General features: G+C 72.1%; 14 protein-coding genes. 3 read left to right on the top strand and 11 right to left on the bottom strand.

The window, feature by feature from the left end:
• Positions 1–154: 154 nt before the first annotated feature.
• Positions 155–808 (top strand): GTP pyrophosphokinase family protein, encoded by a 654-nt coding sequence (locus AB5J73_RS30495; RefSeq protein ID WP_247024296.1) that lies wholly within the window; start codon positions 155–157, stop codon positions 806–808.
• On the opposite strand, the gene AB5J73_RS30500 is transcribed toward AB5J73_RS30495, so the two are convergent.
• Both AB5J73_RS30500 and AB5J73_RS30505 read right to left on the bottom strand, forming a co-directional pair.
• The gene (locus AB5J73_RS30500) at positions 805–1,455 is read right to left on the bottom strand and encodes a TetR/AcrR family transcriptional regulator C-terminal domain-containing protein (protein WP_370962115.1); all 651 of its coding nucleotides are present in this window, start codon (positions 1,453–1,455) and stop codon (positions 805–807) included. The two genes, AB5J73_RS30495 and AB5J73_RS30500, sit on opposite strands and share 4 nt — an antisense overlap.
• A complete protein-coding gene (locus AB5J73_RS30505) occupies positions 1,452–2,756 on the bottom strand; it encodes a cytochrome P450 (protein WP_370962116.1) in 1,305 nt (434 codons plus the stop codon). The genes AB5J73_RS30500 and AB5J73_RS30505 overlap by 4 nt, the downstream gene beginning before the upstream one ends.
• A 75-nt stretch (positions 2,757–2,831) precedes the next feature.
• Here AB5J73_RS30505 and AB5J73_RS30510 point away from each other — a divergent pair, with 75 nt between their 5' ends.
• The gene (locus AB5J73_RS30510) at positions 2,832–3,383 is read left to right on the top strand and encodes an ester cyclase (protein WP_370962117.1); all 552 of its coding nucleotides are present in this window, start codon (positions 2,832–2,834) and stop codon (positions 3,381–3,383) included.
• Here the strand turns inward: AB5J73_RS30510 and AB5J73_RS30515 are convergent.
• Positions 3,380–4,033 carry a DUF998 domain-containing protein gene (locus AB5J73_RS30515; protein ID WP_370962118.1) on the bottom strand — a complete coding sequence of 218 codons (654 nt, stop codon included), beginning with the start codon at positions 4,031–4,033 and terminating at the stop codon, positions 3,380–3,382. The two genes, AB5J73_RS30510 and AB5J73_RS30515, sit on opposite strands and share 4 nt — an antisense overlap.
• A 201-nt stretch (positions 4,034–4,234) precedes the next feature.
• Here AB5J73_RS30515 and AB5J73_RS30520 point away from each other — a divergent pair, with 201 nt between their 5' ends.
• On the top strand, positions 4,235–6,706 hold the full coding sequence (locus AB5J73_RS30520; protein WP_370973387.1) for a M14 family zinc carboxypeptidase: 2,472 nt from the start codon (positions 4,235–4,237) through the stop codon (positions 6,704–6,706).
• A gap of 46 nt (positions 6,707–6,752) precedes the next feature.
• Here the strand turns inward: AB5J73_RS30520 and AB5J73_RS30525 are convergent, their stop codons facing one another.
• The 8 genes from AB5J73_RS30525 to AB5J73_RS30560 all read right to left on the bottom strand — a co-directional run bounded on the left by AB5J73_RS30525 (position 6,753) and on the right by AB5J73_RS30560 (position 15,344).
• Positions 6,753–7,358: a LysE family translocator gene (locus AB5J73_RS30525; RefSeq protein ID WP_370962119.1), complete on the bottom strand. Its 606-nt coding sequence runs from the start codon at positions 7,356–7,358 to the stop codon at positions 6,753–6,755.
• 55 nt (positions 7,359–7,413) lie between these two features.
• The gene (locus AB5J73_RS30530) at positions 7,414–8,508 is read right to left on the bottom strand and encodes a DnaJ domain-containing protein (RefSeq protein WP_370962120.1); all 1,095 of its coding nucleotides are present in this window, start codon (positions 8,506–8,508) and stop codon (positions 7,414–7,416) included.
• A 425-nt stretch (positions 8,509–8,933) separates the two neighbouring features.
• Positions 8,934–10,517, bottom strand: coding sequence for an AMP-binding protein (locus AB5J73_RS30535; protein WP_370962121.1), 1,584 nt, complete (start codon positions 10,515–10,517; stop codon positions 8,934–8,936).
• Between the two features lie 123 nt (positions 10,518–10,640).
• The gene (locus AB5J73_RS30540; protein ID WP_370962122.1) at positions 10,641–10,781 is read right to left on the bottom strand and encodes a hypothetical protein; all 141 of its coding nucleotides are present in this window, start codon (positions 10,779–10,781) and stop codon (positions 10,641–10,643) included.
• Between the two features lie 278 nt (positions 10,782–11,059).
• Positions 11,060–11,764, bottom strand: a complete 705-nt coding sequence (locus AB5J73_RS30545) for a transporter substrate-binding domain-containing protein (protein ID WP_370962123.1) — start codon at positions 11,762–11,764, stop codon at positions 11,060–11,062.
• A 229-nt stretch (positions 11,765–11,993) separates the two neighbouring features.
• A protein-coding gene (locus tag AB5J73_RS30550; protein ID WP_370973389.1) for an IS5 family transposase occupies positions 11,994–12,862 on the bottom strand; the annotation gives its coding sequence in 2 pieces (ribosomal slippage) (positions 11,994–12,346 and positions 12,346–12,862; 870 coding nt in all).
• A 144-nt stretch (positions 12,863–13,006) separates the two neighbouring features.
• Positions 13,007–14,056 (bottom strand): aldose epimerase family protein, encoded by a 1,050-nt coding sequence (locus AB5J73_RS30555; RefSeq protein ID WP_370962124.1) that lies wholly within the window; start codon positions 14,054–14,056, stop codon positions 13,007–13,009.
• Positions 14,057–14,108: 52 nt separating this feature from the next.
• Complete coding sequence (locus tag AB5J73_RS30560) at positions 14,109–15,344, bottom strand: helix-turn-helix domain-containing protein (protein WP_370962125.1); 1,236 nt, start codon at positions 15,342–15,344, stop codon at positions 14,109–14,111.
• Positions 15,345–15,570 lie beyond the last annotated feature (226 nt).

The raw sequence follows: 15,570 nt of genomic DNA on the forward strand, positions 1-15,570 counted from the left end.
CGGTGGCGGGCCGGTGCTCACCCTCCGCCACCCGGAGCCCGCCAGGTCGCCCGAACCGGTGACCGGCGGGAACTCCGGCCCGTCGCCGATCGTTCACCAGACAGAGCGCAGTACCCTGGCGTTCGCAAGCGACCGACGACAGCACGAGGCTTCAGTGACCACCGACCCGGCGGCCGAGGACGCTTCCCTGCGTGAGGCAGCCGACGAGCTCGCCGTCGCCGGGCAGCTCCCGCGGTTCCTCCTGATGTACAAGTTCGCCATCGAAGAGCTGATGACGAAGCTGCGGATCCTCAGCGAGGAGTTCGACTTCGTCCACCAGCACGACCCGATCGAGCACATCACCAGCCGGGTCAAGCGGCCCGAAGCCATCAAGGAAAAGGTGCACCGCCGCGGCCTCGGCACCGACTGGGTGTCCGCCGCCGGCGCGCTCGACGACATCGCCGGGATCCGCGTCGTGTGCCCGTTCGTGTCCGACGTCTACGAAGTCGCCCGGATGCTCACCGCGCAGGACGACGTCGAACTGCTGCGCACCAAGGACTACATCGCCCAACCCAAGGCGAACGGCTACCGCAGCCTGCACCTCATCGTCCGCATCCCGGTGTTCCTGTCGGACCGCGTCGAGAAGGTCAAGGTCGAGGTGCAGCTGCGCACCATCGCGATGGACTTCTGGGCGGCCGTCGAGCACAAGCTGTCGTACAAGTACCGCGACAGCGTCCCGCCGGACTTCGCGGGCGAGCTGTCGGCGGCGGCCAGGACGGCGGCCGACCTCGACGCGCGGATGGCCGCGCTGCACGAACGGATCCGCTAGAGCTCGCTCAGGGCGTCGAGCAGGATCCGCAGCCCGAACTCGAACTCCGCTTCGTGGTCGCACACCGCGAGGTACGGTGCCGCCGCGGAAACGGCGGGCAGCCCGGAACCCCGCAGGTCCGCGAGCCGGCGGCGGGCGCCGTCGGGATCGGCGCCGCTGAACGTCGGCGCGGCCTCGACCTCCCGCATCAGCGTGCCGATCAGGAACGCCAGCACCGCCCGCAGCCCGTGCACCGCGCGCTCCGGCGGGAACCCCGCCGCGAGCAGCGGTCCGAGCACGGCCTCGACCGGCGCCAGCGCCGTCATCGACGCGAGCTGGCGGGTGAGCACGAGCGGCGCCGCGCGCGGGTGGTCGAGCATCGCGGCCCGGAAACCGTGCGCCAGCGCGGACATCGTCTCCCGCAGGTCCCCGGACGGGGGTGCCGGGATCGCGGCCAGCAGCACCTCGGCGACGCCGTCGAGCAGCGCGTCCTTGCCGTCGACGTGGTTGTACAGGCTCATCGGGTCGACGCCGAGCCGGCGCGCGAGCTTGCGCATGCTGACGGCGTCCAGGCCCTCTTCGTCGACCAGGGCGAGTGCCTCGTGCAGGATCCGGTCCCGGGACAGTCCACCGAGGTCCTTGGGCGGACGCCCGCGCCGGGTCGTCACGCGGCGAGCACCGCGGGCAGGTTTTCGTAGCCGCGCAGGATCCGCGTCGACCGGCGGCGGCCGCCGGGCAGCACGCGCAGGCCGGGGAACCGCTCGAAGATCGTGCGCAACCCGATCTCGCCCTCCATGCGCGCCAGCGAGGCGCCGAGGCAGTGGTGGCGGCCGGCGCCGAACGCCACGTGGTCGCGCGCCCGCTCCCGGGTGACGTCGAAGACCGCCGGGTCGGCGAACACGCCGGGGTCGCGGTTCGCGCCGGCCAGCACGGTGGTCACCAGCGCGCCGCGCGGCAGCGGAACGCCGGCGACCTCGGTCGCGCGAGTCGCGAGGCGCCCGGTCAGCAGTACCGGCGGGTCGTAGCGGAGCACTTCTTCGACGGCGTTGCCCCACAGCTCGGGACGTTCGCGCAGCACGGCGAGCTGCGCGGGGTCGCCGGCGAGCAGTGCGATGCCGCTGCCGAGCAGGTTGACCGTCGTCTCGAACCCGGCCGCCAGCACCAGGCCCGCGGTCGACTTCAGCTCCGTCTCGGTGAGGCCGACTCCGTCGTCCCGGGCCGCGACGAGCTTGCTGAACAGGTCCTTGCCGGGGTGCCGGCGCAGGTGGTCGAGGTGCTCGCCGAGCCAGGTGTCGAACTCGCCCAGCGCGGTCTCGACGTGGCGGAAGGTCCGCCAGCCCAGGCCGAGGTCGAGGCTGGGCGCGGCCGCCGAGCCCAGGGCCAGCACCTTCCCGAGGTCGGACGGCGGCACGCCGAGGATCTCGCTGATGACGGTCACCGGCAGCAGCCCGCAGTAGGACTCGACGAGGTCGAGCGGGCGGCCGGGGTCGAGCTCGTCGAGCAGGCCGTCGGCGATCTCCTGCACGCGCCCGCGCAGCTGCTCGACGGCGCGCGCGGTGAACACGCCGGTGACGAGCTTGCGGTAGCGGGTGTGCTCGGGCGGGTTGACGGCGAGCAGCGACGGCGGCCGCACCGGGTGCAGGTGCTCGCCCGCCGACCACTCGACCAGCCGGCCGAGCGGCGAGCCGTCGGCGCCGATGACGCCGACGCGGAAGTCGTCGCTGGAGAGCACTTCCCGGACCGCGGCGTGCGTGGTGGTCATCCAGCCGAACCGGGTGCGCGCCAGCGGGCCGGCGGCGCGGATCTCCTCGAACAGCCCGGTCAGGTCCCGCCCGTCGGCGGCCGCGACGACCATCCGCCCTTGCAGGTCCCCGCGCCTGGCCTCGCGGCGCAGCACGGTCCGGGGCAGCGCGTGCCCGAGGCTCCACCGGACGACGGGTTTCGCGCGGGCCAGAGCTCCTTCGAGCACGGCTTCCCCCTTCTTTCGGCGTGCCTACAGTGTAGGTTATCGTCGAATACCTACGCCGTAGATACAGGAGTCGTCATGCCGCCGCGGATCCCCGCCCCCGAGGTCCTCGCGGCCCGGCAGAAGCTGGTGCTCGACCACTTCCGCGACGAGGTCGCCCAGGACTGGGACGCGACGCTGTCGACGTTCCCGCACCCGCACTACGAGGTCATCGCGACGATGACGGTCCACGACGGCGACGACGCGGTCCGCGGCTACTACCACGACACGCGCACGGCGTTCCCCGACCAGCACCACGAGCTGATCGCGCTGCGCCACAGCGCGGACGCGGTCGTCGTGGAGTTCTGGCTGCTGGGTACGCACCTCGGTCCGCTGGGCCCGGTCCCGGCGACGGGTTCGCGGTTCCGGGTGCGGATGACGGCTTACTTCGTGTTCGACGCGGAGGAAAAGCTGGTCTGCGAGCGGATCTACTTCGACACGCTGTCGATGCTCAAGCAGCTGGTCGGCGGGGTGGACAAGAAGAAGCCGAAGAACTGGCTGCTGCTGGCGCGGGTCGCGCGGGGGTTCCTGAAGATGTCGGGCGGGGAGCCGGATCCGCGGCTGGTGAACACCGTGGAGCCGCAGTTCTAACCGGGTTGTCCGGACCTGACCGGCGCCAGCAGCACGCCCAGCGCGAGCAGCTCCGTCAGCGCCATCCCGCGTTCCACCAGCCCGAGCGGGATCAGCGTCCACCACCGGCCGCCCTCGGTCGCGGCCACCACCACCGCGCCCAGGATCACCGCGAACCAGCCCAGGGACAGGATCGCCAGCACGCGCGCCAGCCGGCGCCGTCCCGGTGACGCGGGGAACGCCGCCCGCGCCGCCACCAGCACCGCCAGTGGCAACGCCACGAACGCCACCACGCTCGCGATCCGGTGCAGCGTCCCGCCGAAGTCGGCGCGGGAGACCGTGGCCCAGTCCGGCTTCGGGAACGCCACGATGACCAGCAACCCGACCGTCCACAATGTACCCAAGATCGCCGCGGGTGCGGGGAGCCGGCGCTGCCTGCCCAGCACCGCCAGGCCCGCGGCCGAGCCGAGGGCGACCAGGACCACCGCGAGGTCGAACACCCACTTGTGGTCCGACAAGCCGTACTCGCTGATCGTGCGGCGGGTCGGGCTGATCGCGTCGGTCGGCGGGATGACCTGCAGCAACAGCACCAGGCCGGCGCCGATCGCCAGCGCGGCCAGACCGCTGAGCGAGATCGCGACCGACACCCGTCGCGCAGGGACCGTGACCATGGACCGACAGTAGCCGACCACCGGTTGAACTCCCGGTGAAAAGGTCCTTCCGGGCAGCCGGACGGGCTGAACGCTGTACGACTTACGGCGGTTACCGCAGCCGGATTTCCTCCATTATGGTCACTCGCTACCGGTACGTCCGCCGTGCCGTGCCCTCGCTCAAGGAGGTCTTTTCCTGTGGGGAATTCACCAAGACGGCTGGTGCTGCTGGCTTCGGCCGTCGCGCTGGCCGGAACGTTCGTCGCGCTACCCGCCGGTACCGCCGGCGCGGCGCAGAACATCCTGCGCGCCGACAAGTCCGTACCCCGCTCGTGCTTCGCGAAAGTGCTGCCCAAGGGTACCGCGGGCACCGATCGCCGCGAGCTGACGTCCACCGTGGACGGTCTCGTCCAGGCCCGCCTCAAGGCCACCCCGGGCACCGAAGGCGACTGGGACGTCGCCGTTTTCGACAAGGCCACCGGCGCCGTGGTCGCCGCTTCGACGGCGTTGCGCACCCACGAACTCGCCGAGAGCTTCGTGAAGAAAGGCCAGCAGCTCGTCGTGCAGGGCTGCCGCTACGGCGGCTCGGCCGGGCAGGCCCAGCTCGGCGTCGACTTCCTCGCGCTGACCCCGCAGGGCACGCCGACCGGGACCGCGACCGCGTCCCAGCGCGCGGAGCTCGTCCGCGTCGAAACGCCGACGCGCGCCGACAAGAACAAGCTCACCGGCCTCGGCCTCGACGTCACCGAGAAGGGCGACGCGACCGGCGTCGAGGTGGTGCTGGCGAACGACGCCGACCGCAAGACGCTCAAGGACAGCGGCTTCAAGTCGAAGGTGCTCGAGGCGGACCTGTCGGCCAAGTCGGTCCAGGACGCCAAGACCGACCGCGAGTACGCCGCCAAGACCGCCGCTTCCGCGCTGCCGTCCGGGCGGACCAGCTACCGGCACCTCTACGAGTACAACTACGAGCTCAAGGAGCTCGCCCGCAAGAACCCGAACCTGGTCTCGGCGTTCACCATGCCGGAATCGACGTGGGAAGGCCGCGACGTCGTCGGCGTCGAAATCGCCACCGACGTCAAGAACGTGACCGACGGCAAGCCCGTCAACTTCACCATGGGCGTGCACCACGCCCGGGAGTGGCCGGCCGCCGAGCACGTCATCGAGTGGGCGTACGAGCTGGTCAACGGCTACTCGCGCGACGCCGCCATCCGCGGGCTGGTGAGCAAGACGCGCAACATCATCGTGCCGATCGTCAACCCGGACGGCTTCGAGATCTCCCGCGAGGCCGAGCCGAAGGGTGACTTCACCCGGTTCGACTACGAGATGAAGCGCAAGAACTGCAACGTCAACGACTCGCCGCCGCAGTTCGCGACCGGCGTGTGCAAGGCGAACCCGGGCGGGCGCGTCCGCGGCACCGACCCGAACCGCAACTACGGCGGCTTCTGGGGCGGCAACGGCGCCGAGCTGTCCTGGAGCGGCGACACCTTCCGCGGGTCCGCGCCGTTCAGCGAGCCCGAGGTGCGCAACGTGCGCTCGATCGTGTCGTCGCGCCAGGTCACGAACCTGATCACGATGCACACCGTCGCCGCGCTGGTGCTGCGCCCGCCGGGCGTGGCGGACGTCCGCCCGCCGCTGGAGGAACCGCAGTACAAGGCCCTCGGCGACAAGCTGGCCTCGCGCAACGGTTACACCAGCGAGCCGAGCTGGGCGCTCTACGACACCACCGGCACCACCGAGGACTGGTCGTACTGGGCCACCGGCGGCTGGGGCTTCACCATCGAGGTCGGCGGCAACGGCTTCCACGGGCCCTACGCCGACAGCGTCGTGGCGGAGTACCAGGGCCTGGCCCCCGCGGCCGGTGCCGGCAAGGGCGGCAACCGGCAGGCGTTCCTGGACATGCTGGGCAACGCGGCCGACCCGCAGCAGCACTCCACGCTGATCGGATCGGCGCCGAAGGGCTACCAGCTCAAGCTGCACAAGACGTTCCAGACGCCGACGTCGCCGGTGATCCAGCCCGACGGCTCCACCAAGCCGCCGATCTACTACACCGACGACCTGAACTCGAAGTTCACCGCGTCCGGCGGGCGCTTCGCCTGGTCGGTCAACCCGTCGACGCGGCCCTACGTGGCCGGCCGCTACGGGCGCGACCCGCAGGGCCCGGCGCAGCAGGGCTTCGCGGTCGCCAACCCGGCCGGGGTGCCGCCGATCAACCAGAACTACCCGGCCGACCCGGCGGGTGACTCGTTCACCTTCCACGTCGACGGCCTGCCGAAGGTCGACAACGGGAAGTTCAGCGTCAACATCAACTGGGCGAACACCGCGACCGACTGGGACCTGTTCATCTACGACTCGGCGGGCAACCTGGTCAGCTCGTCGGCGAACGGCGGCACGACGTCCGAGCACGCCGTGCTGTTCGACCCGCCGGCCGGCGACTACAAGGCCGTGGTGGTCAACTACGACCAGGCCGACCCGAACGCCGTCGACGACTGGACCGGGGACGTGTCGTTCTCGTCGCCGATCCCGCCGACGTACGGGACGAAGGAGGCCTACCAGCTGACGTGCTCGTCGCCGAACGGCAAGCTCGTCGGCGTGGCGGACGTCTTCGCCGACCGCGGCCAGACGGTCGACGTCGGTGAGGTCTGCACCCGGTCCGCGCACGCGCAGAAGCAGCGCGCTTCGGGCGGGGTCCGGTAGTTCCCGCTTGTTCGTGAAGGCCTCCTCGCACGTCGCGGGGAGGCCTTCACGGCGTTGCGGCGAGGGTGACGCCCAGGACGACGAGGATCGTGCCCACGACGCGGTTGAGGGCCGGTTTCGCGCGGGCGTACCAGCGCTGGGTGGCGGGGGAGGAGAACAGCAGGGCGACGCCCAGGTGCCAAGCGGCCGACGCGGCGACGATCAGCGCGACGGCGGCGGCCTTGACGGCGGTGGGCTCGGTGGGCGGCAGGGCCGCGGTGAGGACGCTGCCGAAGAACGCCGCGGCTTTCGGGTTGGTGAGGTTGCTGACGACGCCGCGGCGGAACGCGTTGCCGCGGGCTTCGGGTGGGGCGGATTCCGGGGCCTTGGCGGTCAGCCACAGGCGGATACCGAGCCAAGCCAGGTAGGCGCCGCAGCCGATGCGGAGGGCGGTGGCCAGCCAGGGGTGGTGGGCGAGGACGGTGCCCAGCCCGAAGACGGCGACGGCGGCCAGGAGCCCGCCCGCGGCGACGACCCCGAGCGCGACGGCGAGTGCGGCTCTGCGGGTTCCGGCGGCCGCGGTGTGGGCGATGAGGACGAAGTTGGGGCCGGGGGAGATCGCGGCCGGCAGGTAGGCGAGCAGGACGGTGCCGAGCGTGGCGGCGGGGCTCACGATGCCGGTTCGCCGGGGCCGGCCGCGGAGGTCTTGAATGAGTCATTCAAGACGTTCACGCCGCGCGGCCGCCTCCGCCGACGACCTGGTCGCGGACCGCCCGCAGCGCTTGGTGGTCCACAGTGGACGGATCGGCCGCCAGCCATTCGCCGATCTCGTGGAGGAACTCCTCGGGGGTCATCGGCGCCGCCGCCCAGTCGCCGGGGTCGGCCGTGGTCAGGTCGCCGCTGCGGCTCGGGTACACGATCATCGCGCCGCGCAGGGCCACCCCCGGCAGCAGGTCGCGGTAGGCCGCGAGGCTCTCGGCGAGCCGGCTCCCGCCGCCGCGGAACGGCCTCCCGTTGCGCAGCAGGCGCCCGTCTTCGGCGGTTTCGTAGTGGCCCGGCAGCCAGAGCTTGGACTCGATGAGCACCAGGCGCTTGCCGCACAGCACCGCGTGGTCGACGTCGGCGAACACCGAGCCCGGCCAGGCGAGGCCGTGGAAGATGCGGGCGCCGGGGAGGCGGGTCAGGTAGGCCTCGAGCAGCTCGGCCGTCAGGCGCTCGGCCAGCTCGTCGCGCTCGGTGCCCGGCGCGCCGAAGACGGTGCGGCCGCCGAACTCCTCGGCGTAGGCCTCGCGGGCCCGCCTGGCGCGCAGGTAGCCGCGTGCCAGCCGCTGGACGAGCAGTGCCGTGCCCGCGGTCAGCAGCAGCCACACGACGAGCACCGGCGGCGAGAACCCGACCCCGGTGACCAGCGGCAGCAGCACGAGCACCATCCCGGCCACCGCGGCGACGACCGGCGTGTGCCCCGGCCCGCGGCGGCGGCCGTGCCGCATCCGGGTGTCCTCGCCGGCGAAGTGCCACCAGCTCAGGTCTTCGGCGTCCAGGTCGGGCAGGTCGGGGACGAACCCGGGCTCGTCGCCGAAGCGGCGCCGGGGCCGCGGGCGGACCGGGACGGGCACCACGGTGGCGCCGCCGGAGTCGTAGCGGGCGCGGCTGACGGGGTCGCTCAGGACGTCGTAGGCCTCGCGCAGCAGCCGGAACGTGCCGACGGTGCCGCCGCCGTCCGGGTGCATGGTCTTGGCCAGCCTGCGGTAGGCCGTTTTGACGTCGGACGCCGTCGCGTCCCGGCGGACGCCGAGCACCTCGTAGTAGTCGACCTCGGGCACGCTGGCGTTCACCTCCGGATGGCTGCGCGAAGACTTTATGGGGTCGGGTTCCGGCCCCGGCCACCGCCTCCGCGGCACGCCAGGGTGATGGTCCTGCGGGCCAGGTCAGGGCCGTGTCCGGAGTTTTACCGCTGTTGGCCGGACGCGGTCCGCAGCGGGGGTCCGGGCGCGTGACGGGCCGCCGTCCGGTCCCGGGAGCGCGTTTGTGGTGCTCTGTAACTGTCCATTGAGGACTGAATGTCGCCCGGAAGTGTTGTAACGGGCGGGAAAGCCGGGGTTCTGGTGACTTTTCGTGGTCGGAATTCACCTGAACAGACGCGAACACGTGTTCGATTGATCGGCTAAGATCGTGTCATGTCCTCGACACCCCACAGACGTGACGGGCCCACCGCCACCCCACCTCGGCAGCGGGCCCGTCACCCCCGTCAGCGCTCGCGCAGCAGGAACCGCTGGAGCTTCCCGCTGGCGTTGCGCGGCAGCGCGTCGACGAACCGCACCCGGCGCGGGTACTTGTACGGCGCCGCAACGGCTTTGGCGTGCTCCTGCAGCGCGTGCACCATGTCCGCGCCCGGCGTGGTGCCGGGCCGCAGTACGACGAAGGCCGTCACGACCGAGCCCCGGTCCGGGTCGGGTGTGCCGACGACCGCGCACTCCTCGACGTCGGGGTGCGTCAGCAGCACTTCTTCGACCTCGGGAGCCGCGATGTTGTAACCGGAGGAGACGATCATGTCGTCGCTGCGCGCCACGAACCGGAAGTAGCCGTCGGGCTCGCGGACGTAGGTGTCGCCCGTGATGTTCCAGCCGTCGCGGACGTAGTCGGCCTGCCGCGGGTCTTCGAGGTAGCGGCAGCCGGTGGGGCCCTGGACCGCGAGCCGGCCGGGGGTCCCGTCGGGCACGGGCGCGCCGTCGAGGTCGAGGACGACGGCGCGGAACCCGGGCACGACCTTGCCGGTCCGGCCGGGGCGGACGTCGTCGTCGGCCGCGGAGATGAACACGTGGAGCAGTTCCGTGCTGCCGATGCCGTCGATCAGCGGACGGCCGGTGACCTCGCGGTACTGCTCGGCCACGGCGGCGGGCAATGCTTCCCCGGCGGAGACGGCGCGGCGGACGCCGGCCAGCAGCGGGCCGTCGCCGGCGCCGAGGATCGCGCGGTAGGCGGTCGGCGCGGTGAACAGCACGGTCACGGCGTGCTCGGCGACGGCCGCGGCCAGCTCCTTGGGTGTCGCGCGTTCCAGCAGGAGTACGGACGCGCCGGCGCGCAGCGGGAACACCAGCAGGCCGCCCAGGCCGAAGGTGAACGCCAGCGGCGGCGTCCCGCAGAACACGTCGTCCGCGGTGGGGCGCACGACGTGCCGGGAGAACGTGTCGGCGATGGCGAGCAGGTCGCGGTGGAAGTGCATGGTCGCCTTCGGGGTCCCGGTGGTGCCGGAGGTGAAGGCGAGCAGGGCGACGTCGTCGGCGGCCGTTTGCACGTCGGCGAAGGTCGCCGGGTGGCGCGCGCAGCGGCCGGCCAGCTCGGTGCCGTAGGCGACCGTGGGCAGCTCCGGTGGCAGCTCGCCGAGCAGGCGCTCGTCGCAGAGGGCGACGCTCGGGCGGGCCCGGTCGACGATCTTGCCGAGCTCGTGGCGGCGCAGCATCGGCATGGTCGTGACGGCGACGGCCCCGGCCTTGAGGACGCCGAGCCAGCAGGCGGCGAGCCACGGCGTGTTGGTGCCGCGCAGCAGCACGCGGTTGCCGGGCACGACGCCGAGCTCGGCGGTGAGCACGTGCGCGATCCGGTTGGCGCGCGCCAGCACGTCGGCGTAGGTCCACGTCTCGTGCGGCGAACGCAGGCAGGGCCGGTCCGCGCCGAGGCGGGCGGCGGTGTCGTCGAGCAGCGCCGTCGCGGCGTTGAGGCGGTCCGGGTAGCTCAGCTCCGGCAGGTCGAACACCAGCCGCGGCCACTGCTCGCCGGGCGGCAGCCGGTCGCGGCAGAACGAGTCGGTGTGAGCGCTGGGAGTAAGCCTCATCGCAGCCCCTCGGGTCTCGACCTGCACCACGAGGAACGTAGCACTCGTTGCGACCGTCGAGAAGACGCAATAGCGCATCGATGACGGCGGCAACGAATGATCGATGTCGGCCGCGGGGCCGCGTTACGGGCGCCGGCCGGCGGGTTCGTCGCCCGGCGTCACGAAGGCGGTCGTCACGGTCACCTCCGTCAGGACCTCGCGGATCCGCACCGGCTTCCCCGGGCCGGCCGGCTCCACCGAAAGGCGGGTGAGCTGCCGGTGCACCGAGATCCGGTGTGCGGCGACGCCCCGGTCAGCGTGCTCGGCCGCGGCGGCGAAAGGCGGCGCCGCCCGGGCCGCAGGCGATTTCGGCGCAGACGAGCAAGGTCATCGCGAGTGCGGGCAGGCGCGTCATGGTGTTCGTCCCCTCGTGGTCGAGCCCTGGAGTCCTCCGCCGCTGGTGGGCAGATGATCTTCAAGGTGTAACGCACGGCGGTTGTCCGGCGCCGGGACGCGGGGACCGGACAACAAGGTCCGGACAACGACATCCGGACAGCGGCGGCTCAGCCGGCGACGGTCGCGTCCGGCTGGTTCGCGCGGCGCAGGGCGTCGGCGACGAACCCGTTCGCCTTCAGCTCTTCGACCAGGTCGCGCAGGAATTCGATGGTCTCGGGACGGCGGTCCGGCGTGGTCGCGACGGCCTGCTGGATCTGCATGAACCGCTCGCCGACGACCCGCGTCCCGGGATGCGCGGCCGCATAGGCGGTCATCGGCTGCCGAATCCCGGCGGCCACCTCCAGGCCCTGCTCTTCGAAGGCGGCGACGCCGTCCTCGCCGCGGACGATCGTCGCGTGCGAGAGAGTCCGGGTGAGGTACAGGTCGTACGCCGACCCCTGCTTGACCCCGACCCGGACCCCCGGCCGGTCGACGTCGCCGGGCGAGCGGACCGGCGAGTCCTCCGGCACGACGTACACGCCTTCGATGACGACGTAGGGCGCGGTGAAGGCCACCTCGGCGGCCCGCGCCGGTTCGATCGCCAGGAAGCAGAGATCGGCCGCCCCCGAGGTCAGCGCCTCGAACGACTTCCGCGCGGCATCGAAGCACCGAAGCTCGACCTCGACCCCCAGCCGCGCGCCCACCTCCCGCGCCAGCTCGACGGTGACCCCGCCAGGCTCGGCCGGCGTCCCGTGCGCGAGCACCGGATTGCCGAGGTTGATCGCAGCACGCAGCACACCGGTGGGCGCGAGGTCGGCGGAAAGATCTCCCATGACCGGCGAGGGTAACCCCGAGGCCGGCCACCCGTCGGCGAAGTGTTGTTCACGCCACCGGCCCGGTCGCCGCTGCGGGCTCGGCCCGGCTACCGCCACCGGTCACCGGCCTGGCCCGGCCCGACCCGGCCCGGCCGCTAACCCGGCCCGGCCCGGTCGCCAGTCGTCGGCGACCGGTCACCGGCCCGGCCACTGCCGCTGCCGCGACCGCCGCGGCCGAGAGCCTGTTTCAATGTCGTAGCCACTCGTTGATTGCCGCGATCTGCACCGTCGCCTCGTAGCGAACCGCGAGTTTGTCGAACCGTGTGGCGACGCCTCGGTTGCGTTTGAGCCGGTTGATGCCGCACTCGACCGCGTGCCGCTGCTTGTAGATCTCCGGGTCGAATGCCGGTGGCCGCCCACCGGCCCGGCCGCGGTTGCGGCGATGCCGGACCTGATCAGCAGGCTGGGGAATCGTGCACGCGATCCCGCGCCGCCGCAGATAGGCCCGGTTGGCGCGGGAACTGTAGGCCTTGTCCGCCAGGACACGATCCGGCCTGCTCCGGGCTCGCCCACCACCGATCCGGGCGACCCGGACCCGGCCAGCACCGCCTCGAACTGCGGCGAATCACCACGCTGACCCGCGGTCACCAGCAACGACAATGGTTTCTGGCCTTGCTCGGCGGCCAGGTGCAGCTTGGTCGTCCAGCCTCCCCGCGACCGGCCCAGCGCGTGGTCGGCCGGTTCGGGCTCGCCGACACCGCCCGGCGGTTCTTTCTGCAGATCGCCCTCGATGCGGGCGCCTGCGGCATGCTGGTGCGCCCGGTTGATCGTGGAATCCACGCTCACCTCCCAGGTGATCAGCCCGGCGGCGTCGGCCCGGGTCTGCAACCCGGCCAGGATCAAGGCCCATACACCGGCGCGCTGCCAGCGCCGGAACAAGCCATAGACGGTTTGCCAGCAGCCATACACAGGCGGGACGTCACGCCAGGGCGAACCGACACGAACCCGCCAGCGGATGCCGTCCAGGAGCTGGCGTTTACTGCACAGTGGCGGGCGGCCGGGTTTCTTGCCGACGGGCAGCAGCGGTTCCAGGATCGCCCACTGCGCGTCGGTCAGATCGGCTCGCCCCGTCGCCGCTGGGCTCGTCTATTTGACCCAAGACACGCCGCACCCCGCAACGCCGGCCAGAAGCCCGCTGGTCAGCACATCGGAACAGGCTCGAGCCGCCGCCGATGTGCGGGCCCGCCCGGTGCGGCCGGCTCACTCCACCGGCAGCCCCGCCGCCGTCGTCAGCTCGTACTCCGTCTCCTGCTGGTACACCTCGCCCGGGCGCAGGACCGTGCTCGGGAAGTCCGGGCGGTTCGGCGAATCCGGAAAGTGCTGGGCCTCCAACGCGAACCCCGCCCCGCGCGACGGCAGGTGGTTGCCCGAATAGAACTGCAGGCCCGGCTCCGTCGTCCGCATCGTGAGGAGGCGGCCGGACGCCGGGTCCCATGCACGGGCGGCGAATGGTGCGGCCGGGTCCAGGATCCAGTTGTGGTCGTAGCCGTCGGCGAGTTTCAGCTGGGGGTCGGCCTCGCCGATGCGGGCGCCGATCCGGGACGGGCGGCGGAAGTCGAACGGTGTGCCCGCCACCGGGCGGGGGTCGCCCGCCGGGATCAGGCCGGCGTCGGTGGGGCAGAAGCGGGTCGCGGCGAGCTGCAGCCGGTGGTCGTGGACTTCACCCGCGGCCGCCAGGTTCCAGTACGTGTGGTTGGTCAGGTTGACGACCGTGGGCGCGTCGGTCGTCGCGCGGTAGGTGATGCGCAGGCCGGACGCGGTCAAGCGGTACGTCACCTCGGCCGTCAGACGCCCGGGGTAGCCCTGGTCGCCGTCCGGGCTGGTCAGGGTCAGGCGGACGCCGTCCGGGAGCGGGACCGCGGACCAGACTCGGGTGTCTAAGCCGGCCGGGCCGCCGTGGAGGCTGTTCTTGCCGTCGTTCAGCGGCACCCGGTGCGTGACACCGTCGAGGGTGAACGTGCCGCCCGCGATGCGGTTGGCGTAGCGGCCGATCGTCGCGCCCAGGAAGACGCGCGCGGCGTCCGGACGGTTGTTCGCGACGTAGCCGTCGAGGCCGGGGTAGCCGAGGACGACGTTGGCGTACCCGCCATCGCGGTCCGGTGCCTCGATCGACTGGATCACCGCGCCGTAGTCGAGGATCCGGACGGTGAGGCCGCCGGGGCGGGTCAGCGTGTAGCGGTGGACGTCCGTGTCGCCGGCGCGGCCGAAGAACTCGGGAACGGGTGCGGTCATCGGGACGCCCTCCAGCACGCTGTTAACGCTAACACCGTGCCGGAACTCTAGGAGCGCGCGCGGCGCGCGGTCAAGAGCCCGCGGCGCGCGTACCCAGCAGCTGATGGGCGCGCAAGGCCATCTGGATCTCCAGCCGCCGCGCGGGATCCGCCAGCCGGTCGCCGAACAGGTCGGTCAGCTGGCTCACCCGGTAGCGGACCGTCTGGGGGTGGATCCTCAGCGCCTGCGCGATCTCCGGGGTGCTTCCGTTGTGCTCGAGCCAGCACAGCAGCGTCTCGGCCAGCCGGGTCTGCTGCTTCGCCGTCAGGTCCGCGAAGGGGGCGAGGACCTTCGCCGACAGCTCGTCCAGCAGGAACCGGTCGAGCAGCAGCCAGTGCGTCGCGAGGTGGTCGGCCGTGTGCGTCACCGGGCCGTCGCCGGCCAGGCCGCGGCGGGCCAGGTCCAGCGTGCGGCGGGCCCAGCGCGACGACGTCGCCGCGTCGGCCGGGCGGACGCGGGGGCCGACCGCCGCGCGCCGGCCGGGCAGGCGGCCTTCGAGGCCCAGCAGGTCGCGGTCCGGGTACGGGGTCAGCACGCAGGGCTCGGCGCCGTCGAGGTCCACCAGCACGTCGTCGGCGAACCGCGGCGACGGCGGCGGGTGCGGCCCGGTCCACGGCTCGAGCGCGATGACCGCGACCTGCTCCGGCATCGGCCAGCGCGCGGCCTCGGCCATCGTGGCGAGCGTCGACGGCGACGACGGCGGGGTGGCGAGCAGCAGTTCGAGCAACCGGCGGCGGCGGCGTTCGAGCGTGCCCGTCGCCATCGCCTGCGCCAGCGTGTACCCCTCGACCGAATACCCCGAAATCTCGTCCACGTAGGCGAAGATCGCTTCCGCGCCGATGCACAGCACCGCGGCCGGGAAGCGGTGCGCCTGCCCGAGTTCCGAGATGTACCGCCACGCCGCTTGCCCGCCCGCGCGGTAGGCCGCCTGCAGGGAGTTGACGCTGCCGCCGTCGTGGTGGACGCGCTTGCCGACCTCCACGAACAAGGTCGCCCAATCGTCCTGTGTAGACGGCAGATCTTCGATGCTGTCGATGCAGCTGAGCACCGCTTGCTCGATCGCCAGCACGATCACCTTGCCGAACTCGCCTTCGAGCGGCTTGGCGTACTCCGGCACGGCCCGCTGGACCTCCTCGAGGATTCGCCGGGCGAGCGGGTCGGCGTGCGCGCGGAACCGCCGCGCGAGCTCCGTCGGCAGCGAGCACCACAGCTGGCGGGCGCGGCCGGTGCCCCGGGGGAACGGGATCACCTGAGTGGTCGTCGTCATGCCACAACCCCTTTCCGGCACCGGTGCGCGGAGGCCATGTACTCACACGGGATCGGAGTTGGCAACCGCCGATCCTGCCGTGCGACGGGGTTCTGTCACGCGGGGACCAATGGCGGCGGCCAGTATTGTCACCTGTCCGACAAACGGCAGAACACTCACGGGCACAAGGGTTTCCGGTCCGCGATTTGTGGTCCGGGACGGTATCTTCGCGCCCTTCCTCGTTGTT

Source organism: Amycolatopsis sp. cg9, from assembly GCF_041346945.1.
In the GTDB taxonomy this organism is placed as follows: Bacteria; Actinomycetota; Actinomycetes; order Mycobacteriales; family Pseudonocardiaceae; genus Amycolatopsis.

Coding starts and splice junctions, on each gene's coding strand:
- AB5J73_RS30510 (WP_370962117.1), top strand. CDS start 2,832: ATGCCGCCGCGGATCCCCGCCCCCGAGGTCCTCGCGGCCCGGCAGAAG.
- AB5J73_RS30515 (WP_370962118.1), bottom strand. CDS start 4,033: ATGGTCACGGTCCCTGCGCGACGGGTGTCGGTCGCGATCTCGCTCAGC.
- AB5J73_RS30535 (WP_370962121.1), bottom strand. CDS start 10,517: ATGAGGCTTACTCCCAGCGCTCACACCGACTCGTTCTGCCGCGACCGG.
- AB5J73_RS30545 (WP_370962123.1), bottom strand. CDS start 11,764: ATGGGAGATCTTTCCGCCGACCTCGCGCCCACCGGTGTGCTGCGTGCT.
- AB5J73_RS30560 (WP_370962125.1), bottom strand. CDS start 15,344: ATGACGACGACCACTCAGGTGATCCCGTTCCCCCGGGGCACCGGCCGC.